The organism is Micromonospora krabiensis, from assembly GCF_900091425.1.
Taxonomy (GTDB): Bacteria; Actinomycetota; Actinomycetes; order Mycobacteriales; family Micromonosporaceae; genus Micromonospora; species Micromonospora krabiensis.
This window is the reverse complement of sequence record NZ_LT598496.1, coordinates 4,620,096-4,640,994: the sequence shown is the minus strand read 5'-3', so window position 1 is coordinate 4,640,994 and position 20,899 is coordinate 4,620,096. Positions and strand designations below refer to the sequence as shown.

Below are 20,899 nucleotides of genomic sequence, written 5' to 3'. Positions count from 1 at the left end.
GGCGTTGACCGCTGCGGTCTACGCCCAGCCCGGATCCGGTGCCCGCTTCGACTGGGGCCTGACGGGCGCGGCCGAACTCAGCCGTGTCTGTGCCGCGTTGGTGGTGGTGGACGTGCTCTCGTTCACCACCGCCGTCGAGGTCGCCGTCGCCCGGGGCATGCGGGTGCACCCGTTTCCGTGGGGTGACCAGGCCGCCGACTACGCCCGCCGCGTCGGTGCCGTCGCCGCCGTGGGCCGCCGGCAGGCGAGCCCGGAGCGGCCGTGGTCGCTCTCCCCGGCGGCGCTGAGCGCCGCACCGGTCGTCGCCGACCTGGTGCTGCCCTCACCGAACGGCTCCGCCATCAGCGCCGCGGCCAGCGCCACCGGCCTGCCGGTGGTGGCGGCCTGCCTGCGCAACGCGCGCGCCGTCGGGGGTTGGCTGCGCCGCCAGGGGTACGGCTCGACGGACGCCCCGATCGGGGTGATCGCCGCCGGGGAACGCTGGCCGGACGGCTCGTTGCGCCCGTCGGTGGAGGACCAGCTCGGGGCGGCCAGCGTGCTGGACGCCCTCTCCGGCGTGCCGGGTGGGCTGTCCGTGGAGGCGGCGATGGCGCTCGCCGCGCTCGCCAGCACTCCGGACGTGCCGGCCGCCGTTCGCGGCTGTGTCTCCGGGCGGGAACTGGTCGAGCACGGCTTCGCCGGGGACGTCGAGATCGCCGTCCAGGTCGACGTGTCGGACGTGGTGCCGGTGCTGTACCAGGGCAGATTCTCAGCCGCCTGAACCCGGCCCCGATCCGGTCCGGCACCCGATCCCGCCGGTACGGCGCTCGATCCCGCGCACCCGGCTGTCTCGTCGGCGCCGTCGAAAGCCCGAAGGGGCCGCCCGGTGGTCCCGGTCGGCCCCTTCGTGGTCGTGCCTCGTGGCGGTCGCCCGCCGGTCAGTCGTCCAGCCAGTCCAGCCGACGGCCGCCCCGGTCCTGCTGCGGGCCGCCGTCCCGGCCGCCACGGCCACCCTGGTTCTGGTCGCCGTAGCCGCCGCCCTGGCCGTAGCCACCCTGGTCGTAGCCGCGGTCGTCGTAGCCGCCGCGCTGCGTCGGGGGCTCCTGGCCGTAACCGCCGCCCTGGCCGTAACCGCCCTGGTCGTAGCCGCGGTCGTCGTAGCCGCCGCGCTGCGTCGAGGGCTCCTGGCCGTAGCCACCACCGTGCTGCGGCGCCGGCTCCTGGCCGTAGCCGCCGGTCGGCTGGTCGTACCCGCCCTGCTGGCCGTAGCCGCCCTGGTCGTAGCCGCCCTGCTGGCCGTAGCCGCCGGTCGGTTCGGCACCCCGGCCGTACGGCGCGGGCTCCGCCTGCCCGTAGCCCTGGCCCTGCTCGTAGAGCCCGGTTGCGTACGGGTCGGCCGGGGCCGGGTACTGGGTGTTCTCGCCGGGGTAGCGGCCGGTGGGTTCGTCGTACCGCTCGCCGTAGCCAGCGCCGGCACCCGCCGGGGCCGGCGGGTAGCCCGCCCCGCCCGCCGGGGCGGTGTAGTCCCGGCTGCCGTAGCCGGCGTCGCCACCGGCACCGTAGCCACCGCCGGAGCCCGGGGCGTTGCCGTAGCCGCCGTCACCGGCGGCGCCGTAGCCACCACCCGAACCGGGGGCGTTGCCGTAGCCGCCGTCACCGGCGCCGTAGGCGCCGCCCGAGCCGGGCGTGTTGTTGTAGCCGCCGCCGGAGGAGGGCGCATTGCCGTAGCCACCGGCGCCGTAGCCGGCCGGTTCGTCGCCGTAGCCGCCGCCGGCCCAGCCCTGCTGGCCGTTGGCGCCGTACGTCTGCTGGGGCGGGACACCGTACGGGTCCGGCGGGACGTCGTCCACCACCGGCCGGTGCATCATGGTCGGGGCCTCGCTCAGGGCGGCGCCACCGGCGACCATCGTCGGGTCCGGACCGGCGCCCACCGGGTTGACCACCCGGGTCCGGTCGTCGGCACCGCGGTAGGCCGGCACACCACCGGCAGCGGCGGCACCGTTCGGCGCGTCGTCGTCGGTGCCGTCCGAGCTGTCCTTGCGCTTCATCCAGAGCAGCACGATCGTGCCGACGCCCGCGGCGACGAGCAGGCCGCCGAGCAGGATGATGATGTACGAGGCCGCGCTGCCCCCGGAGTCCTCGTTCGAGGCGTTGTTGGCCGCCGCGCCCTCGGTCGCCTCGGGGGTCTCCTCCGTGCCCTCCTCGGTCGCCTCCTCGGTGGGCAGCGCCTCCTCGGTGGCCGACGGGGTGGCGCTCGGCGTCACCTCGACCTTGATCGCGAGGCTGATCCGCTGGCCGGTGACGGTCTGTCCGGCGCTGGCGTTGATGCTCTTGCGCGCCACGATGTTGTCGAAGCTGGCGCCGAGGTCGATCCGGCCCGGCGCGATCGGGCGGTCGGTGGTGCCGGTGAACCGGAAGTTTCCGCTGCCGTCACTTGAGGTCTGCTGCAGCCGGCCGGTGCTGTCCTGGAGCATGACGACGGCGTTCGGCACCGCGTCACCGTTCGCCTGGACGACGACCTTGCCGGAGATCGACCGGACGGTCTGCTGCTCGGTCGGCGGCGGCGGCGGAGCGGCCTTGGCCGTCAGGTTGACCGTCGTGGAGCCCTCGTCGCTGCCACCCAGACCAGGAGCGTTGGCGCGCACCGTGATGCGGGCCTGCCCGTTTTGCGCGTCGTCGGCCACCTTGAACTTGGCGGTGGATTGACCGCTGTCCTTGACGCTTCCCCGGTCGCACCCCTCGATGCACTGCACCTTGGAGTTGTTCGAACTGACATTGACGTCGACCGGTTGGTCATCGACGGTGAGGTTGTAGCTCACCGTGAACTCCCCGCCCGCCTGGACGGTGCCGGGGGAGGCGGAGACGTTGGCGACGCTGGGTGCGGCCAGGGCTGGTGTGGCGGGGAGGGCGAACAGGGCGCCGGCAACCAGCGCTACGACCACACCGGCCCGCTGCTTCCAGGCACGTCGGTGTGTTGACACGTCCACCGCCTTCCGGACTGACTTCCTTCACCCGGCGGAGGCCGGGCCGGGATAATCACGGTACGAATACGCCGTCGGCAACTATGCCTTGTCCGGCTGCCCCAGCGCGACCCAGGGCCAGCGTCGGACGTCTCCCCCTCGGGTCGTATCGTCCCGGTGTGTCCTCTCCGCACGTTAAGTCCGCCGCGGTCGCGGCGGCGTTGTCGGCGCTCGATGAGGGGCGTACGCCCGAACGGCCGGTCCTCCGGGAGGCGGTCCGGACCTTGTTGGCCGCCCTCGCGGAGCGCGCCCCCGGCCGATCGGTGGAGGTGCGCGTCCCACCATACGGTGCGGTCCAGTGCGTCGCGGGCCCCCGACACACCCGCGGGACCCCACCGAATGTGGTGGAGATGGACCCGACGACGTGGCTCGAACTCGCGTCCGGGCGGCGGGCATGGGCGGAAGCCGTCACCGAGGGTCGCGTACGGGTGAGTGGGATTCGGGGGGATCTTTCCGCCCATCTGCCCCTCTAGCAGCGCCGATGACGCCACGGCGGTAACTACTCGCAGCGGGATCGTGACTTTCTGTATCGACAGCTGTTCGCGTACACTGTCAGGCGACGACAGTGGTGCGGCCGAGGTGTGCGGAGTTCACCCCCGTGGACCCGCGAGGCCGGCCCAGACGCAGCAAAGGGAGCGGCAGGTGCCCCGAGGCGATGGCCGGCTGAGCCACGACCTTGATCCCCAGCGACCCGGCCCCCAGGACGCGTGCGGCGTCTTCGGTGTCTGGGCACCGGGGGAAGAGGTCGCCAACCTGACCTACTTCGGTCTCTACGCGCTCCAGCACCGCGGCCAGGAGGCCGCCGGCATCGCGGTGAGCGACGGGTCGGGCGTGGTGGTCTACAAGGACCTGGGCCTGGTCGCCCAGGTGTTCGACGAGCCGACGCTGGCGAGCCTGCGCGGGCACGTGGCGATCGGGCACGCGCGCTACTCGACCACCGGGGCCTCGACCTGGGAGAACGCCCAGCCGACCCTGCGCTCCACCAGCGCCGGCACGACCATCGCGCTGGCCCACAACGGCAACCTGGTCAACACGGCCGAGCTGCAGCGCGAGGTCAACGAGCGGGGCCTGGTCGCCGACGGCGCGACCAACGACACCTCGCTGGTGACCATGCTCCTGGCGAGCCGGCCCGACCTGTCCGTCGAGGCGGCCGCGCTGGAGGTGCTGCCGCAGCTCCGGGGCGCGTTCAGCTTCGTGTTCATGGACGAGTCGACGCTCTACGCGGCGCGCGACGCGCACGGCGTCCGCCCGCTGGTGCTGGGCCGCCTGGAGCGCGGCTGGGTGGTGGCCAGCGAGACGGCCGCCCTCGACATCGTCGGCGCCAGCGTGGTCCGTGAGGTAGAGCCGGGCGAGCTGATCGCCATCGACGAGGACGGCCTCCGCTCCACCCGGTTCGCGGTGCCGGAGCCGAAGGGCTGCCTCTTCGAGTACGTGTACATCGCCCGCCCGGACGCCACGATCGCCGGGCGCAACGTGAACGCCGCGCGGGTGCAGATCGGGCGCCTGCTCGCCAAGGAGCACCCGGTCGAGGCCGACCTGGTGATCCCGGTGCCGGAGTCCGGCACGCCGGCCGCGATCGGCTACGCCGAGGAGTCCGGCATCACCTACGGTCAGGGTCTGATGAAGAACCCGTACGTCGGGCGCACCTTCATCCAGCCCTCGCAGACGCTGCGTCAGCTCGGCATCCGGCTCAAGCTGAACCCGCTGCGGGAGAACGTGCGCGGCAAGCGCATCGTCGTGGTCGACGACTCGATCGTCCGCGGCAACACCCAGCGGGCGATCGTCCGCATGCTGCGCGAGGCCGGCGCACTCGAGGTCCACGTCCGCATCTCCTCGCCGCCGGTGAAGTGGCCGTGCTTCTACGGCATCGACTTCGCCACCCGGGCGGAGCTGCTGGCCAACGGGCTGGACAACGAGGGCGTACGGCGCTCGATCGGCGCCGACACGCTGGGTTACGTCTCGCTGTCCGGCCTGATCGCCGCGACCGAGCAGCCGAAGACCCGCCTGTGCCGGGCGTGTTTCGATGGGGAGTACCCCATCGAGCTGCCGGCGGGCAACCTGATCGGCAAGCACGTGCTCGAAGGGGTGGGCCGCCGGGTCGCCGGCGGCAACGCGGACGCCCCGGAGCGCAGCACCCTCCCGCTCGTCGCCACTCCGAATGGCGCGGCCGTCCACCGCCCGTAGCACCACCCGGCACGGCGCCGGCCACCTCCGGCGCCGCCGTCGAGAACCACAAAGGGGAGAACCGTGACGCACGTGTCCGAGCGCAGCGGCGCAGGAAGCAGCCCGACCGGCGCTGGCGGCGACCGCCAGCCGTGGACGGCCGGCACCAGCCGCCCGACGCGCAAACGCTCGGTCTCGTACGCGGACGCCGGCGTGTCCATCGAGGCGGGCGACCGCGCGGTCGAGCTGCTCAAGTCCAAGGTGCGGCAGACCCGGCGCCCCGAGGTGCTGGGTGACCTGGGTGGCTTCGCCGGCCTGTTCCGGCTCGACACCCAGAAGTACAAGAACCCGATCCTCGCCTCGTCGACGGACGGCGTGGGCACCAAGTTGGTGATCGCCCAGCAGATGGACATCCACGACACGGTCGGCATCGACCTGGTCGCGATGGTCGTCGACGACCTGGTCGCGTGCGGGGCCGAGCCGCTCTTCCTGCTCGACTACATCGCCACCGGTGAGGTCGTGCCGGACAAGGTCGCCGAGATCGGCGCGGGCATCGCCGACGGCTGCCGCTACGCCGGCTGCGCGCTGCTCGGCGGCGAGACCGCCGAGCACCCGGGTGTCCTGCGCCCCGACGAGTACGACATCTCCGCCACCGGCGTCGGCGTGGTGGAGGAGAGCGAGATCCTCAGCCCGGAGCGGGTCGAGGTCGGCGACGTGGTGATCGCCATGCGTTCGTCCGGGCTGCACTCCAACGGCTACTCGCTGGTGCGGCACGTGCTCCTCGGCGCCGGCCGGATGCGGCTCGACGTGGTGATCGACGATTTCGGCCGGCAGCGCACGCTGGGCGAGGAGCTGCTCACCCCCACCAAGATCTACGCGCAGGACTGCCTCAAGCTGATCGCCGAGGCCGAGGTGCGGGCGCTGGCCCACGTCACCGGTGGCGGCATCCCGGGCAACCTGGTGCGGATCCTGCCCGAGCACGTCGACGCCGTGGTCAACCGCTCGACGTGGCGCCCGCAGCCGGTCTTCGACCTGATCCAGTCCAAGGGCCGGATCGAGGACCCGGAGATGGAGGCCACGTTCAACATGGGCGTGGGCATGTTCGCGATCGTCTCCGCCGAGGACGCCGACCGCGCGCTGGCCACGCTCACCGGCCGCGGCGTCGAGGCGTGGCAGGCTGGCGAGATCATCGAGGGCTCCGGGACCGTTCAGATGATCGGGCAGCACACCCGCGGGTGATCACGCTCCGCTGATCGTACGGCCACCTGATCAGGGGTTCACCCGAGTGGCCATCGCCGCCTAGCCTGAAGGGCACCCTCAGGCTCACAAGGGAGGGCGATGGCTGCTCGGGGACAGTCGTTCAACGGGATGCGTGGGATCGCCGCCGTTCCGTCGTACGTCGTGATGCAGCCCACCACCCTCTGCAACCTTGACTGCGCGTACTGCTACCTGCCGTTCCGGGCCGCCGACCGACGGATGCCGGTGCCGGTCGCGGAGGCGGTCGCCGCGTCGGTGAACCCGTGGGCGGCCGAGGGCCGCTTCTCGGTGGTCTGGCACGGGGGTGAGCCCCTGACGGCCGGCCGTGAGCACCTGGCGGCGCTGCTGGCGCCGTTCGCACCCGAGGTCGAGCACCACGTGCAGACCAACGCCACGCTGATCGACGACGCCTGGTGCGCGTTCTTCGCCGAGCACCGGATCCGCGTGAGCGTGAGCGTGGACGGGCCGCGGGAGCGCAACGGCGACCGGGTCACCCGGGGCGGCCGACCCGCGTACGACCGGATCCTGCGCGGCGTCGCCGCGCTGCGCCGGCACGGGCTGCCGTTCTCGGCGCTCGCGGTGGTCTCCCGTCCCCGCGCGGGGCTGGCCACGGAGCTGTACGACTACTTCCTCGACCTGGGCTGCGACGTGCTCGGCATCAACATCGAGGAGACCGAGGGGGTCAACACGCGCGACAACGCGCACGACCCGGCCGACGTCACCGCGTTCTGGGCGGAGCTGGTGGCGGCGTGGCGCCGGGTGCCGCGGATCCACCTGCGCGAGGTCGAGTGGTCGTTGCGGTACGCCGCGGCGGTGCTGGACGACGTCGCGGACGACGTGCTGCCGCGGCAGCTGGACCCGATCCCCACGATCGGGCACGACGGCTCGGTGACCGTGCTCTCCCCGGAGCTGGCCGGCTTCACCGACCCGCGCTACGGCGACTTCAGCAGCGGCAACGTGCTGGCCGCCCCGCTGGCCGAGATCCTGGCCGGGGCGACGCGTACGCCCTGGGTGGGTGAGTTCCTGGCCGGGGTCGAGGCCTGCCGGTCCGGTTGCCCCTACTTCGGTTTCTGTGGCGGGGGCCACGCGGCCAACCGCTACTTCGAGCTGGGGCGTTTTGACGGTACGGAGACCGAGCACTGCCGCAACAGCAAGATCCGCCTATTGGAGGGAGTGTTGGAGCATGCCCGAGACCACGAGTCACCGGCAGCCTGAGCGCGGGGCGGGCACGGGCCCGGCCGGCGTCGCCGAACGGGTTCGGGATGCCGCTCCGGGCCTTGTCGCCCTGCTGCGCGAGGCGGAGGACGCGCGGCGGCTCCGGGCGGAGGTGGCGGGCGGAAGCGGCGAGAGCGCGGTGTGCGCCTGGAACCACTTCGAGAACATCCCGACGTTCTACAACTGGAACAACCGACCGCGCTGAGGTGCGGTGCCGCGACCAGGGGCCTGTCTGGCGATACCCGCAGGGCAGGCCCCTGACCGTCGGTCGTTACGCCGCTGCGGTGGGCACATGCGTGAGCACGCGGGAGTTACCGCGTGCTCAGCTGCGTCGAGAGGTCAGCGGGTCGGACGGACCCAGGTGTCTGGGTCCTCGTCCGCGTGATCCTCATCATCGTCGTCGACATACTCTTTGTAGTCGTCGTCGAAGTTGTGCTCAGACTTACCAGCACCCGCCAGTTCACGCTGCAAGGCGGTGAGGTCGGTGTTCGGGGAGTGGTACTTCAACTCCCGGGCCACCTTCGTCTGCTTGGCCTTAGCACGGCCGCGCCCCATGGCTCGACCCCCTCGCACAGAATGCGGGGCAGCCCGAAGGCGGGCCCCGATGACGTCAGGCATCTCTCGTGGCTCTTACGGTACATGGGGATGCCACCGTTCGGCACCTCGGGTTACCGTCAGCCGGCCCTGCGCGTCGCGGTGAACCGGCCGTCACCCAGTGTACCGGGTAAGGGGCGAAGCCGTGAGCACCCGTGACACCGGACGAAACGGCACGAAGTGGGTCCCGGATCCAGCTTAACGGCCGGTCCCGGGCACGGGAGGCTCCGGGAGCGGATCCAGCCGGTCCGCCCCCGGGCCCGCCAGGTCAGCGGAGGTGGATGGTGCGCAGCCGCCCGACCTCGGCCATCCGTCGCTCGGCAAGCCGGTCCGCCGCGACCGCCGGCGGGACGCCCTCGGCGTCGGCCAGCTGGAGGATCTCGCGGGTCGTGTCGTAGATCCGGGTGGCCCGCAGCTTGGCCCGGTCGAAGTTGAAGCCCTCGATCTCGTCGGCGACCTGGATCACACCACCGGCGTTGACCACGTAGTCCGGGGCGTAGAGGATGCCCCGGTCGGCCAGCAACTTCTCGATGCCCGGGTGGGCGAGCTGGTTGTTCGCCGCGCCGGCGACCACCTTCGCCCGCAGGGCGGGCACGGTGTCGTCGTTCAGCGCGCCGCCGAGGGCGCACGGCGCGTACACGTCGATGTCGGCGGCGACCAGCATCGAGCTGTCGTCGACCAGGGTGACCTGCGGGTGGGTCGTACGCGCCCACTCCAGCGCCCGCGGGTTGACGTCCGTCGCCACGACCTCGGCACCGTCGTCGAGCAGGTGGCCCACCAGGTACTTGCCGACCTTGCCCAGCCCGGCCACACCGACTCGCCGGCCGCGCAGCGTCGGCGCTCCCCAGACGTGCTCCGCCGCCGCGCGCATGCCCTGGAAGACGCCCCAGGCGGTGAGGATCGACGAGTCACCGGCACCGCCGTGCTCCACGCTGCGGCCGGTGACGTAGCGCGTCTCCCGGGCCACCACGTCCATGTCGGCCACGTACGTGCCGACGTCGCAGGCGGTGTAGTAGCGGCCGCCGAGCGACTCCACGAAGCGCCCGTACGCGCGCAGCAGCGCCTCGCTCTTGATCTGCTCCGGGTCACCCCAGATGACGGCCTTGCCGCCACCGAGGTCCAGCCCCGCGAGGGCGTTCTTGTAGGCCATGCCCCGGGACAGGTCGAGGACGTCGGCGAGGGCCGCCTCCTCGCTCTCGTACGGGTAGAAGCGGGTGCCGCCGAGCGCGGGCCCCAGCGCGGTGGAGTAGATCCCGATGATGGCCTTGAGACCGGTCTGCGTGTCCTGGCAGAACACGACCTGTTCGTGGCCGGTCGATCCGGGGTCGTCGGTGCTCGCGAATACGCCCATGACTGGCTCCTGGTGTCGGTGCGTCCTTGTGGGACGCGGCCCTGGTGGACGCCGGCGGGGATGCTGCCGGTGAGGTCGAGCCTAATATCGGCCTCCGTCGGGCCGCCGACCACGGCAGCCCTCGCCCACCCAGCAGGACCGGGCCGCCCGGCGACCACGGCACGCCATGCCCGGGCGGGCGCTGACGGCGACGGCGTCGCGTTCGTGGGAGGATCGCGCCGTGCCGTCGCTCTTCGCTTCTTACCTGCGCGTGTACGAGCCGCTCACCGCGTTCGACCGGGACCGCCAGTCGTACTGGCGGCGCTACGTGTCGGAGGGGCGGGCGGTCGCCCCGGTGGAGGGCCCCGGTCGACAGCGGACAGCCGTGATCGAGGCGCTCGGCGCCGGCTGGACCCGGCTGCCCGACCTCCCGGAGGAGGCGTACGTCCTGGAGACGGACGACACCCTGCTCATCTGTCCGTGGAACCTGCGGATCCGGGTGGCCGAGGCGGCGCTGAGCGCCCGGGACGGCGTTCCGTCGGTGCTCGCCGACGCCTTCGTGCCGCCGGTGCTCGCCGGGCAGGCCAAGGCGGTCGTCGACGACTGGCGCAGCGGCGCCCGGGTGCTGGAGCACGGGGTGCCCCGCGTCCACGAGCAGATCGCGACCTGGGGCGTGCCGCTGCGCTGGTTCGTCCTCTTCGACCCGGCCGAGCGTGACCTGGTCACCGCCCCCGACCGCCGGTCGCTGCGCTACCGCACGGAGATCTCGAAGGCTCGCCGCCGGTCGTCGCGAGCGCTCTCGGTGCTGCGCAAGTCGGTGGGCGAGGCGCCGATCACCGAGGCGGTCGAGGAGGCCGCCCGCTGGCTGGAGGAGTTCCACCCCCGGTCGGTCGTGGAGCTGGACTACGGCGGCCTGGTCGAGCTGCTGTCGGCGGAGACGCTCGCCGCCGACGACTCGCCCGAGCTGGTCGCGGCGGGTCTCGCCGGGCTGTCCCGGGGTGAGGCCGAGGAGGCATCCGCCGCGTACGACAAGCTGGTGGCGCGGTGGCGGGCGGTCCAGCTGCTTGAGCGGTGCAACTAAGGGCATATCACCCAAGGAGCGCTCCCAAAGCGAGGGGTGCTCGTAGTTGACGCTTCACGAACCGTGATCATGAGTCCGAATAAGGTAGATTCTGCCGTGTAAAAGTCGCATAAATCGGGCATGGTTCATCCGTCCGTCTAGGGACGTTCGGCCGTTCGGCCCATGTCGGACATCGGGGACTAGCCGGACCATGGGAGACGCGTCGGCCGGCGGGACCCCGGCCGATGTCTATACATGTGGAGGAGTGACCGATGGCATCGCGAACGCACGAACCAGAGCCGCTACTCACACCGGCCGAGGTGGCGTCGATGTTCCGTGTCGACCCGAAGACGGTGACCCGGTGGGCCAAGGCGGGCAAGCTCTCCGCCATCCGCACCCTCGGCGGACACCGCCGGTACCGCGAGTCGGAGGTCAGGGCCCTGCTGCAGGGGCAGATTCCCCAGCAGCGCCAGGGAGACTGAGCCGGCACCACGCACGTGGATCAGGGGCGGTGGACTTCGGTCAGCCGCCCCTGACTCATGTCTGGCCCTCCGCGAGGGTGATCCGGATGCCGACCGTGCCGCCGTCCCCCCGGCGCAGCCGACTGCCCAGCAGGGTCAACCGGCCGAGCACCCGGTACTTGTGCTTGATCAGCCCCCGGATCCGCCGGCTGCCCGCCGGGTCGTAGAGCGTCGCCCGGGCCGGCACCGCCGCGCCGTGCGGTCGACCCCGGACGTCGCAGGGCGCGACCGTGACGGACCCGTTGCGCCGGATCCGCTTGACCTTGCCGGAGTCGGCCGCCGTCCACACCGCCAGGCCGTCGCCGTCGCGGACCGCCCACACGGGCGTCGGGACCTCACGACCGTCGCGTCGGAAGGTCGTCAGAAGGATGTACTTCTCGGCCGACAGGCGGTCCAAGGTGGCCACCCCCTCAGGATACGACCGAACGGCTGACTGACCGGCCGGATAGCGTGAAGCTCGTGACCGGCGAGCCGCGAATTGGTGACGTGGTCGGTGAGCTGCTGCGGGACACGCTCGCCGTGGCCACCGGCGTCGGCCCGCGGCCGCTGGTCGGCGGTCGGCTGCCCCGTCCGGTCATCGAGATCATCGAACGGGACGACGGGCTGATCAACGGTGCCCCCGCCGCGCCCTACCTCGACCCGCCGGCCTGGTGGCAGCCGTACGACCGCCGGGCGGTGGACCGGGCGCGCGGCGAGACCCTGGACGTCGGCGTCGGCGCCGGGCGGATCGCGCTGGCGTTGCAGGAGCGCGGCGTCCCCGTCACCGGGCTGGACACGTCGGCCGGCGCGCTGGACGTGTGCCGGCGCCGGGGCGTACGCCGCCTGGTGCACGGCACCGTGGACACCCACGTGGCCGACGGCGCCCGCTACGACACGTTCCTGATGCTCGGCAACAACCTCGGGCTCTTCGAGGGACGGGAGCGCGCGCCGGGGCTGCTCGCCGCCCTCGCGGCGCTGGCCCGACCGGGGGCGCAGATCATCGCCCACGGCACCGACCCGTACGGCACCCGGGACCCGGTGCACACCGCCTACCACGAGCGCAACCGTCGCCGGGGTCGGCTCGGCGGGCAGCTGCGGCTCCGGCTGCGCTACCGCGAGCTCGCCACCGAGTGGTTCGACTACCTCGTCTGCTCGCCGGACGAGTTCGCGGAGCTGGTCCGGGGCAGTGCCTGGCAGCTCACCGATGTGGACGACCGGGACGCCCCGTACTACCTGGCCACGCTCCGCCTGACGGGCTGAGAGCGCAGACGCCGGAGACCGCCGGCCGGGCACGACGAGGCCCCCGCGCCGGGGGAGCGGCGGCGGGGGCCGGGGCGCGGTCAGACCTGGACGGTCGGGGGCAGCTGCTCGGGCGGGAGGCCGCCGTCGCCGTCGACGACCTCGTCCGGGGTCCCGTCCTCGTCCAGGTCGACCATGGTGATGTCCACCTTGCCGTCGTGGTCGGTGTCGAACTGGAACAGGTCGGCCTTGCCGTCGCCGTCGGTGTCCACCACCCAGACGTCGGTCTGCCCGTCGTTGTTGGTGTCCGCGCGCAGCAGCTCGACCCGCTCGTCCCCGCGGGTCTCCACCGTGTCGGTGCTCTCCGCGCTCGCGACGCCCTCCGGTGCCTGGCTCATCTCGACTGGTCCTTCCCTCGGTTGACCGCCGTCTGTACCCGATCCGCCGCGCCCCCACGCATTGCGCCGCGCTCGGGGCCATATGGTCGCAGCATGAGCGAGTGGAGCGCACCGCCGGCCGCGGGTGACCCCCGGGCCGCCGCCGGGCGCAGTGGGGAGGCATGGTGAGCGAACGGTTCGTGGTGGTCGGCGCCGGCACGATGGGGCTCGGCATCGCGTACGTGGCGGCGGGTGCCGGTCACGCCGTCGAGCTGGTGGAGGTGGACCCCGACCGGGGAGCCGCCGCCGCGACCCGGCTCGGTGAGCTGTGGGACCGGGCGGTGGGACGCGGCAAGCTGACCGCCGAACAGGCGGCCGCCAACCGGACCCGGGTCACCCTGCGCGCCGCCCTGGCCGAGGTCGCCCCCGGGCCCGACGTCGTCGTGGAGGCGGTGCCGGAGCGGCTCGACCTCAAGCGGGCCGTGCTGCGGGACGCGGAGGCCCTCGACCCGGCGCTGCTCGGCAGCAACACGTCCAGCATCGCGATCGGCGAGCTGGCCGCCGGGCTGGCCCGGCCGGACCGCTTCGTCGGGTTGCACTTCTTCAACCCGGTCTGGGCGATGGCGCTGCTGGAGGTCGTGGTCGGGTCGGCCACCGCCGAGGAGACCACCGCGGCGGCCGTGGCGCTCGCCGGCCGGCTCGGCAAGGACCCCGTCGTCGTACGCGACATGCCCGGCTTCGCCACCTCACGGCTCGGGGTCACCCTCGGCCTGGAGGCGATCCGGATGGTGGCGGACGGGGTGGCCAGCCCCGCCGACATCGACAAGGCGATGGTGCTCGGCTATCGGCACCCGGTCGGGCCACTGGAGCTGACCGACCTGGTCGGCCTGGACGTCCGGCTCGACATCGCACGCACCCTCCAGGCCGCGTACGGGGACCGCTTCGCGCCGCCGCCGCTGCTGGCGGAGATGGTGGCCGCCGGCCGGCTGGGCAAGAAGTCCGGGCAGGGCTTCTACCACTGGGAAGACGGCGTGAAAGCGGTCCGCCCCGCGGTCGCGGACGGCGGGTCGAGCCGGTGAGCGGGCTGCGGGTCGAGGAGCGTCCGGACCGCCTCGTCGTCACGTTGGACCGGCCGGAGAAGCGCAACGCGATCGACGCCGACCTGATCGGCGAGCTGCACGCGGTCTGCGCCGAGTTGGAGGCCCGGCCCCGGCTGCTGCTGCTGACCGGCGGGGCGGAGGGCATCTTCGCCGGTGGCGCCGACATCGGTCAGCTCCGTGAGCGGGGCCGGCTGGACGCCCTCGCCGCGATCAACTCGGCGGCCTTCGCCCGGATCCGGGCGCTGCCCATGCCGACCGTGGCGGCCGTGGACGGTCCGGCGCTGGGCGGCGGCGCAGAGTTGGCGTACGCCTGCGATCTGCGGGTGTGCACGGAGCGGGCCGTCTTCGGTCAGCCGGAGGTGCGGCTGGGCATTCTGGCCGGCGCCGGCGCGACCCACCGGCTGCCCGCGCTGATCGGCGAGGCGCGGGCCAAGGAGCTGCTCTTCACCGGCCGCCGGGTGGACGCGGCGGAGGCCCTGCGGATCGGCCTGGTCAACCGGGTGGTGGCCGAGCCGGACGAGCTGCTGCCCACTGCCCACGAGCTGCTCGACGAGATGGCCAAGGGGTCGGCCCTGGCGCTGCGGCTCACCAAGCTCGCCGTGGACGCGCCCGCGGCCGCCCACCCCCAGCTCGACCTCGTGAGCCAGGCCGTGCTCTTCGAGGACGAGGAGAAGCGCCGCCGGATGACCGAGTTCCTCGACCGGCGACGCAGCCGCTGAACGGCCGCTCGGCGAACGGGAACGGCCGCACCGGGTTTCCCCGGTGCGGCCGTTCCTCGTTCCGTTCAGCGCCTGCTCAGTGGCGGATCTGCACGCCCGCGTCGGCCAGCGCGCGGATCACCTGTGCCGACTCGCCGAACCCGATCAGCAGCACGGCGTCCGCCCCGAAGTCCTTGACCTCCTTGGCGCCGGCGCCGAAGTCGACCGGCGGGGCGTCCTCGCCCTCCGGCGGCTGGTACGTCAGCAGCTTGAGCCGGTCGGCGCTGATGCCCGCCCGCTCCAACTCCTTGCGGACCACGGCCTGCAGGCCCTCACCGTAGGAGTCCTTACGGGCGATGATCGCGACCCGCTGCGAGCCGTCCCGCAGGATCACGTCCGCCAGGGCCCGGCCCTGGAGGCTGTCCGGCGGCGCGGTGCGGAAGTAGAGGCCCTTGTCGTCGGCGGTGGTCAGACCGTCGTCGGTGTTCGACGGCGAGAACAGGATCCGGCCGGCCTGCACCACGTCCGGCAGCACCGCCAGGGAGATCCCCGAACCGCCGGCGCCGATGATGACCGGCACCCCGTCCGCGATGTGCTTCGCGACGGTCGCCTTGGCCACCGTCGGGCTCGTGCCGTCGTCGCCCTCGGCCCAGGTGACCGGGTCGCCGAGGACGCCGCCCGCGGCGTTGATCTCCTTGATGGCCAGCTCCGCGCCCGCGGCCATCGGCGGGTACGCGATCGCCAACTCACCGGTCTTCGGCAGCAGGCCGCCGATGACCAGCGGCGAGCCGTCCTCCCTGTCGGCGTCGCCGGTCGGCTGCTTGCTCCCCTTCGGCGGGTTCTTGGTGCTGGCCGCCGACTCCTCGCCGGCGCCGACGAACTCGGTCTTGCCGTCGTTGATCTGCTGCCCGTCGAAGTGCAGGGTGGCGTAGCTCGCGGTGGCCGGCTCGCCGGCGTCGGTGAAACCGGCGCGGGTCAGCGAGACGCTGCGGTACTGGATGTCCTGGCCGGCGCGGGCCAGGGTCAGGCAGCCCGCCACGTCCTCGCAACGCTGGCCGCCGTTGGTGACGCCGACGATCTGCCGCGCGATCGCGGCCGGGTCGGTGCTGCCGGCCAGCTGCGCGGCGAGCGCGCTGATCACCACGGCGTCGTACGTCTCCGCCGAGTACAGGTAGTCGGTCAGCTTCGGTTCCACGGACCGTAGCCGGCTCTTGAAGTCCTCCGGCAGCGGCGTGAGTGGCGTGGTGCCCTTCATGCCGTCGACCAGGTCGGCGCGATCCTTCAACTCCGCGGGGAAGGAATTGAGCATGTTTCCGTCGGTCCCGTAGAGGCGCGCCTGTTGGGTCGGCGTCTCCTCGGGCGTGTCAGTCCCGCAGGCGCTGGTGGCGAGCAGGAACGTGGCGCAGACGGTCAGTGTGGCCGTCCGCGAGCCGCGCGATTTGAACATCGTCGTCCTTCCTCCGGCGAAGGTCCGCTGCGCACATTAGCGTGCCGACGCCGGCTGCGGGGCCGTGGAGGTGGCCAACTCCGCAGGTCGCCGACGGTGGTCACGGAGAGTAACGGGCGGACGAGGGTCGATGGCTGCTTGACCGACCGGCCTACTGTGCGGTGCGTGACGGACCTACCACAGCAGACGCTCGACGACGCGAACCTCGTGCTCCGTTCCGCGCTCGCCGGGGACGGTGACGGCGTGGTCGGGACGTTCGACGCGGTCGTCGACCGGTCCGGGCTGGCCGGGGCGTACGGGGTGGCGTGGTGCCTGGCCGCCACCATGGTCGGCGAGCCGGGGCCGCCCGGGTCGTGCGCGCTGGACTTCCCGGGCATCGACGAGGCCGGCTACGACACCCGCTGGGTGGCGCGGTTCGTCAGCGCGTACGCCAACCGGGACGTCGACACCGGCGAGGCGCTGTTCGGCGCCGCGGCGGCCGACGGGCTGCTGCCCGACTGCCTGCTCACCCTCGCCGGCTCGACGGTCGCCACGCTGCGCAGCCGGAGCACCTGAGCCGGCCGGGCGACCGACCCGTGTGATAGCAGTGGTGGCATGTCCGAGGCCATGCTGAGCAAGGTGCGCAAGCTGCTGGCGCAGGCCGAGGACCCGGCCTGCACGCCCGCCGAGTCGGCGGCCTTCATGGCCAAGGCGACCGAGTTGATCGCCCGCTACGGGGTCGACCGGGCGCTGCTCGCGGCCTGCGACCCCGCCACCGACCCGGTCGGCGACCGGGTGGTCGAGGTCGTCGCCCCGTACGCCCGGGACAAGGCCGGGCTGCTCGCCGCGGTCGCCGACCCGCTGCGCTGCCGCTGCGTACGGCGTCCGCGCGACGACGGGTTCACCCTCCACCTGTTCGGCTTCGCGAGTGACCTGGAGCGGGTCGACCTTCTCTTCACCTCGCTGCTGGTGCAGGCGGCGCACGGCCTGGCCGGCGCCGCCGTCCCGGCGGGCGAACACCCGGCGGCGTTCCGCCGCTCGTGGCTCGCCGGGTTCGCGCAGGTGATCGGCGCGCGGCTGCGGGCCGCCGAGGCCGAGGCGGCGGACGGCTCCGGCGCCCCCGGGGTGGCGCTCGTCCTGGCCGACCGGTCCGACCAGGTGCGGCGCCGGCTCGCCGAGGTCTATCCCCGACTGCGCACCGCGCCGCGCCGGCGGCTCGCGGGCAGCGGGTTCGGTCCCGGGGCGGCGGCCGGCCACCGCGCGGACCTCGGCGGTCGCACCGTGGACACCGGCCCGGGCGTGGAGCGCGGCATCGCCGGCTGAGGGGTCTCGCCGCAGTTGTGCCGACGCGCGTCAGCCCAGCGGCGGGTGGTGACCGTCGACGGTGGCGACGTAGCGGGACAGCAGCTCGTGCCAGCCGGCGGTCAGCGCCTGCCGGTAGCCCTCGGCGGCCTCGCCGTGCCGGTCGAAGTGCCGGTGCTCCAGTTCCACCCGGGTCTGCTCCGGTGCCTCCGGAAGGAAGAGCACCTCGACCTCGCTCGCGCGGGCCGGGTCCGGTACGGGCACCCGGTCCGGCCCGATCTGCCACGTGAAGACGAGACGACGCGGTGGGTCCCAGGTGAGCACCCGCCCCCAGTCGCCACGGAAGCCGTAGGGACCGATTTCGTACAGCATGCCGCCCGAGCGGGGCTCCATGCCCAGCTCGGCGAGTGCCTCCGGGCCGGACCAGGTGTATTCGACGACCCACCAGCGGGTGAGCGCGCCGGTGAACACCTCGAAGGCGCGCTCCGCGGCTGCGGGGACCAGGAGATCGCAGCGGAGGGAGAACTGGTCGAAGTCCTGCCGGATGTCCGCCGGATCGGGCATCTCCTGTCCCATAGGCCCGGACCATACCGGCTGATGCCCGAGTGTGCAGCGGTGCGCAACTGCCCGATTGCGGACAGCCTCCCGACGGGCGGACCTCGCTTCCGGATCTCGACCGGGTTGAGGCCGGGAGGGGCCGCGATTCACGCAGGATCCGCGCCCGGGAAATCGGCGGGAAAGGGATGGGGTGCGGCGAACCGGGTAAGCGCGCCCGGTCGGGCCGGGGGCACCCCGGCGGTACGGGGGTCGGCGGTCGGTGACGAGCCGATGGGGCCGACCGAGCAGGGAGCGGGGCGGGGCAGGATGAGCGGAACCGAGTCGGGCCAGCCGGACCAGGGCCAGTCGAGCCGGAACCGGCCGGACCGGAGCCTGACGCAGCCGGGCCAGGAGAGCCGGTCGGCCGTCCCGCCCGAGCGGCACGATCAGGAGGGAAGCGCGCCCGCCCGGCCGCCGCGCGAGCACCGGCCCGTCGGCCCGCCCCACCCGGAGGGCGAGCCGGACGTGCTGCTGGACGTGCCGGACCTGCACGTCGGATCGATCCGGTTGGCGGTGGACGGGCTCGACGTCGACCTGTCCCTCCGGGCGCGGCTGGCGAACCTGCTCCAACTCGACGCCGGCGTCCACGTCCGGCTCGAAGCCGTCGAGATCGACATCGAGGACGTACGGGCCCAGGCACTGCTCACGGTGCGGCTGGAGCGGCTGGTGCAGATCCTCGACCGGGCGCTGACCACCATCGACCAGAACCCGCACCTCGTCGAGACGATCGCGAACAGCGCCCAGGCCGCGCTCGGCGACGCCGACCAGGCCGCCCGGCAGATGACGGGCAGCACCCAGAACCTCGGCAAGGTGGTGGACCAGCTCGGGCAGAAGATCGGGTCCGTCACCGCCCGGACGAGTTATGCCGGCAAGGACGTGCTCGGCGGACCCCCGGAAGCACGGCAGGGACAACGGGATCAAGGCCAGCGGGCGGCGGGCCAGGCTGGGACCGGTCAGGCTGGTGCCAGCCCGGCCGGGCCTGGCGATCGTGCGGTGGGTCAGACCGCCGGTCAGTCGGAAGCCGGTCCGGGCGGGCCCGGCCAGCGCGCGGCGGGTCCGGCCGGCACCGGTCAGGGCCAGGCCGGGGCCGGGCCGGCCGAGAAGGCCGGGCCGGGCCAGGGCGGTGCGGGGCAGGGCAAGCCGGGTCAGGCCGGTGGCGGTGCCGGGCAGGGTGGGCCGGGCGGGGGCCGGCCCGGTCAGGCCGAGAAGGCGGGACCGCAGGGCGGGGCCGGTCAGGGCGGGCCGGGCCAAGCGGAGTCGGGCCGGGCGGAGTCGGGCCGGGCGGAGTCGGGCCGGGCCGGCGGCGGCGCGCCGGACGAGGGTGGGCCGAGCTGGCCGGTGCCGAACCCGGGGGACCTCGCCGGGCAGGCGGGTGAGGTGCTGCGGCACGTCGGGCGAAGCGTGTGGGACGTGATCAGGTCGGGCGTGGAGCAGCACGGGCCACAGTCCAAGCGTTGAGCCGCACGGGTTCCTGGATTTCGGGGTGTCCGGTCAGCGCGGACACCCCGACTTCCGGAAAGCCGTGTGGACCAAGACGGGACGCCGTCCGGCCGGGGCAACCGTCAGGGATGTCCGCCCGCGCAGCAGCCGTCCACGCATCCGGACGCCCCGGCGGCGGGCAGCGGTGCGCAGTCGTCGCAGTGTTCGCCGCGCCAGGCCGCCACGCCCTCCTTCACGGCGACGCCGGCGATGACGAGCCCGGCGATCGGGTCGGCCCAGGACCAGCCCCACAGCGCGTTGAGCGCGAGGCCGACGAGGAGCACCGCCGACAGGTACGTGCACAGCATGGTCTGCGTCGAGTCGGCCAGGACGGTGGCGGAGCCGAGCTCCCGGCCGGTGCGCCGCTTGGCGCGTACGAGCAGCGGCATCACGACCAGCGACGCGACGGCCAGGCCGATGCCCACCGAGCTGGACTCGGCTTCGCCGCTGCCGAGCAGTGCGCGCAGGGCGTCAACGGTCACCCAGGCGGCCAGGCCGAAGAACGACACGCCGATCAGCCGGAGCGCCAGCCGCTCCCGCTGCTCCGGGGCGCGCGAGCGGAACTGCCAGATCACCACGGCCGCGCTGGACACCTCGACGAACGAGTCGAGGCCGAATCCGATCAGAGCTGTGGAGGAGGCCGCCGTGCCGGCCGCGACGGCGACCAGTCCTTCCAGCAGGTTGTAGCCGGCGGTGGCGTACGCCAGCCACAGGCTGCGCCGCGACAGCGTGGCGCGGCGGCGCGGGGTCAGGACGGAGGTGCTCACGCACGTGCCGCCGACGCGGAGCCGGCCGGTGCGCCGTAGACCGGGCAGAGGGCGACGGCCTCCCCCGTGGCGGCCAGGACCCGTTCCGCCGAGCGGAGCAGATCCAGCAGCTCAGGCCGGGTGAGGGTGTAGAAGGACTGTCGACCCTCGACCCGGTAGTCGACCAGCCCGCAGTCGCGGAGGCATGCCAGGTGCTTCGACACCGTCGACTGGGCCAACCCGAGCTCGCCCGTCAGGTCGACCACCCGTGCCTCACCGGACGCGAGTCGCCGCACGATCGCCAGGCGGGTGGGGTCACCGAGCGACCGGAACAGCGAGGCGGCGGGGGTCAGCCCGGGAGCACAATCAATCGCCATCTGGCGATGATAGCCTGAAGCGGCGATTGGTGTAGGAGGTCCGGTCGCAACTCTGCCCAGGTCGGACGTGGAGGCGTATCGATCTCGATGGTCGGGCATCGGGGACCGCATGGACCTGAGCGATCCACCGGCGCTCATCGGCGTACGCCTGGTGGTGGCCGTCGACGGCCTGGCGCTCCTCCTGTTCGGTCTCCGCGTCGCGCTGACCCGCCGGCTGCCGCGGAGGCGGTTCGGCGGCCGGGGTGTCGGCAGCGAGGAACAGCCGCAGCCGGTCCGCATCGGGGGCGGCGTCGCCCTGGTGGGGGCGGCCCTGCTCGTCCAGCAGGTGGCGGCGCTCGCCACGATGCCGGCGGCGGTCGGTCTCGCGCTGCTCGGGGTCGCGCTGGTGCTGTTCGTCGCCGCGGTCGTGTGGTTCGGCGTGCGCCGGGACTAGTGCGGTG

General features: G+C 73.2%; 23 protein-coding genes and 1 pseudogene. 15 read left to right on the top strand and 9 right to left on the bottom strand.

Going from position 1 to position 20,899, the window contains the following annotated elements:
- The first annotated feature begins 4 nt into the window (after positions 1-4).
- The gene (locus GA0070620_RS21225) at positions 5-760 is read left to right on the top strand and encodes a 2-phosphosulfolactate phosphatase (RefSeq protein ID WP_091593517.1); all 756 of its coding nucleotides are present in this window, start codon (positions 5-7) and stop codon (positions 758-760) included.
- A 157-nt stretch (positions 761-917) separates the two neighbouring features.
- Here the strand turns inward: GA0070620_RS21225 and GA0070620_RS21220 are convergent.
- Positions 918-3,019 (bottom strand): annotated as a pseudogene (locus GA0070620_RS21220) (carboxypeptidase-like regulatory domain-containing protein).
- A gap of 99 nt (positions 3,020-3,118) precedes the next feature.
- Between GA0070620_RS21220 and GA0070620_RS21215 the strand changes: the two are divergent.
- From GA0070620_RS21215 to amcA, 5 genes are all read left to right on the top strand, one after another.
- Complete coding sequence (locus GA0070620_RS21215; RefSeq protein ID WP_091593515.1) at positions 3,119-3,472, top strand: sterol carrier family protein; 354 nt, start codon at positions 3,119-3,121, stop codon at positions 3,470-3,472.
- 169 nt (positions 3,473-3,641) lie between these two features.
- Entirely contained in the window at positions 3,642-5,183 is a 1,542-nt protein-coding gene (gene purF / locus GA0070620_RS21210) for an amidophosphoribosyltransferase (protein ID WP_091593513.1), read from the top strand.
- Positions 5,184-5,246: 63 nt separating this feature from the next.
- On the top strand, positions 5,247-6,401 hold the full coding sequence (gene purM, locus GA0070620_RS21205; RefSeq protein WP_091593511.1) for a phosphoribosylformylglycinamidine cyclo-ligase: 1,155 nt from the start codon (positions 5,247-5,249) through the stop codon (positions 6,399-6,401).
- A gap of 129 nt (positions 6,402-6,530) precedes the next feature.
- A complete protein-coding gene (gene amcB / locus GA0070620_RS21200) occupies positions 6,531-7,634 on the top strand; it encodes a cyclophane-forming radical SAM peptide maturase AmcB (protein ID WP_331713247.1) in 1,104 nt (367 codons plus the stop codon).
- On the top strand, positions 7,603-7,839 hold the full coding sequence (amcA, locus tag GA0070620_RS21195) for a multiple cyclophane-containing RiPP AmcA (protein WP_091593507.1): 237 nt from the start codon (positions 7,603-7,605) through the stop codon (positions 7,837-7,839). Before amcB ends, amcA begins: the two co-directional genes overlap by 32 nt.
- A gap of 134 nt (positions 7,840-7,973) precedes the next feature.
- Here the strand turns inward: amcA and GA0070620_RS21190 are convergent, their stop codons facing one another.
- A complete protein-coding gene (locus GA0070620_RS21190; RefSeq protein WP_088996883.1) occupies positions 7,974-8,189 on the bottom strand; it encodes a DUF3073 domain-containing protein in 216 nt (71 codons plus the stop codon).
- A 307-nt stretch (positions 8,190-8,496) separates the two neighbouring features.
- Complete coding sequence (locus GA0070620_RS21185; RefSeq protein WP_091593505.1) at positions 8,497-9,579, bottom strand: Glu/Leu/Phe/Val family dehydrogenase; 1,083 nt, start codon at positions 9,577-9,579, stop codon at positions 8,497-8,499.
- Between the two features lie 220 nt (positions 9,580-9,799).
- Here GA0070620_RS21185 and GA0070620_RS21180 point away from each other — a divergent pair, with 220 nt between their 5' ends.
- Complete coding sequence (locus GA0070620_RS21180) at positions 9,800-10,639, top strand: hypothetical protein (RefSeq protein ID WP_091593503.1); 840 nt, start codon at positions 9,800-9,802, stop codon at positions 10,637-10,639.
- A gap of 251 nt (positions 10,640-10,890) precedes the next feature.
- On the top strand, positions 10,891-11,100 hold the full coding sequence (locus GA0070620_RS21175; protein WP_007073996.1) for a BldC family transcriptional regulator: 210 nt from the start codon (positions 10,891-10,893) through the stop codon (positions 11,098-11,100).
- A gap of 55 nt (positions 11,101-11,155) precedes the next feature.
- On the opposite strand, the gene GA0070620_RS21170 is transcribed toward GA0070620_RS21175, so the two are convergent.
- A complete protein-coding gene (locus GA0070620_RS21170) occupies positions 11,156-11,545 on the bottom strand; it encodes a PPOX class F420-dependent oxidoreductase (protein ID WP_091593501.1) in 390 nt (129 codons plus the stop codon).
- A 53-nt stretch (positions 11,546-11,598) separates the two neighbouring features.
- Between GA0070620_RS21170 and GA0070620_RS21165 the strand changes: the two genes are divergently transcribed.
- Entirely contained in the window at positions 11,599-12,378 is a 780-nt protein-coding gene (locus tag GA0070620_RS21165) for a class I SAM-dependent methyltransferase (RefSeq protein ID WP_091599125.1), read from the top strand.
- 80 nt (positions 12,379-12,458) lie between these two features.
- Here the strand turns inward: GA0070620_RS21165 and GA0070620_RS21160 are convergent, their stop codons facing one another.
- Entirely contained in the window at positions 12,459-12,755 is a 297-nt protein-coding gene (locus tag GA0070620_RS21160) for a hypothetical protein (RefSeq protein WP_091593499.1), read from the bottom strand.
- A 164-nt stretch (positions 12,756-12,919) separates the two neighbouring features.
- On the opposite strand from GA0070620_RS21160, the gene GA0070620_RS21155 reads away from it, so the two are divergent.
- Together GA0070620_RS21155 and GA0070620_RS21150 are read left to right on the top strand one after the other, a co-directional pair.
- Positions 12,920-13,813, top strand: a complete 894-nt coding sequence (locus GA0070620_RS21155) for a 3-hydroxyacyl-CoA dehydrogenase family protein (protein ID WP_091599122.1) — start codon at positions 12,920-12,922, stop codon at positions 13,811-13,813.
- Positions 13,810-14,553 carry an enoyl-CoA hydratase/isomerase family protein gene (locus GA0070620_RS21150; protein WP_091593497.1) on the top strand — a complete coding sequence of 248 codons (744 nt, stop codon included), beginning with the start codon at positions 13,810-13,812 and terminating at the stop codon, positions 14,551-14,553. The genes GA0070620_RS21155 and GA0070620_RS21150 overlap by 4 nt, the downstream gene beginning before the upstream one ends.
- Positions 14,554-14,629: 76 nt before the next feature.
- Here the strand turns inward: GA0070620_RS21150 and GA0070620_RS21145 are convergent, their stop codons facing one another.
- Entirely contained in the window at positions 14,630-15,979 is a 1,350-nt protein-coding gene (locus GA0070620_RS21145; RefSeq protein ID WP_091593495.1) for an ABC transporter substrate-binding protein, read from the bottom strand.
- Positions 15,980-16,144: 165 nt separating this feature from the next.
- Here GA0070620_RS21145 and GA0070620_RS21140 point away from each other — a divergent pair, with 165 nt between their 5' ends.
- Together GA0070620_RS21140 and GA0070620_RS21135 are read left to right on the top strand one after the other, a co-directional pair.
- Positions 16,145-16,534: a hypothetical protein gene (locus GA0070620_RS21140; RefSeq protein WP_091593493.1), complete on the top strand. Its 390-nt coding sequence runs from the start codon at positions 16,145-16,147 to the stop codon at positions 16,532-16,534.
- 39 nt (positions 16,535-16,573) lie between these two features.
- Positions 16,574-17,281: a DUF2786 domain-containing protein gene (locus tag GA0070620_RS21135; protein ID WP_091593491.1), complete on the top strand. Its 708-nt coding sequence runs from the start codon at positions 16,574-16,576 to the stop codon at positions 17,279-17,281.
- A gap of 30 nt (positions 17,282-17,311) precedes the next feature.
- On the opposite strand, the gene GA0070620_RS21130 is transcribed toward GA0070620_RS21135, so the two are convergent.
- On the bottom strand, positions 17,312-17,836 hold the full coding sequence (locus tag GA0070620_RS21130) for an SRPBCC family protein (RefSeq protein WP_091593489.1): 525 nt from the start codon (positions 17,834-17,836) through the stop codon (positions 17,312-17,314).
- 288 nt (positions 17,837-18,124) lie between these two features.
- Between GA0070620_RS21130 and GA0070620_RS21125 the strand changes: the two genes are divergently transcribed.
- The gene (locus GA0070620_RS21125; protein WP_091593487.1) at positions 18,125-19,315 is read left to right on the top strand and encodes a hypothetical protein; all 1,191 of its coding nucleotides are present in this window, start codon (positions 18,125-18,127) and stop codon (positions 19,313-19,315) included.
- Positions 19,316-19,419: 104 nt separating this feature from the next.
- Here the strand turns inward: GA0070620_RS21125 and GA0070620_RS21120 are convergent, their stop codons facing one another.
- Both GA0070620_RS21120 and GA0070620_RS21115 read right to left on the bottom strand, forming a co-directional pair.
- Positions 19,420-20,103 (bottom strand): cation diffusion facilitator family transporter, encoded by a 684-nt coding sequence (locus GA0070620_RS21120; protein WP_091593486.1) that lies wholly within the window; start codon positions 20,101-20,103, stop codon positions 19,420-19,422.
- Positions 20,100-20,459, bottom strand: coding sequence for an ArsR/SmtB family transcription factor (locus GA0070620_RS21115; protein ID WP_091593484.1), 360 nt, complete (start codon positions 20,457-20,459; stop codon positions 20,100-20,102). Before GA0070620_RS21115 ends, GA0070620_RS21120 begins: the two co-directional genes overlap by 4 nt.
- A 109-nt stretch (positions 20,460-20,568) precedes the next feature.
- On the opposite strand from GA0070620_RS21115, the gene GA0070620_RS21110 reads away from it, so the two are divergent.
- Complete coding sequence (locus tag GA0070620_RS21110) at positions 20,569-20,892, top strand: hypothetical protein (RefSeq protein WP_091593481.1); 324 nt, start codon at positions 20,569-20,571, stop codon at positions 20,890-20,892.
- Positions 20,893-20,899: the final 7 nt, after the last annotated feature.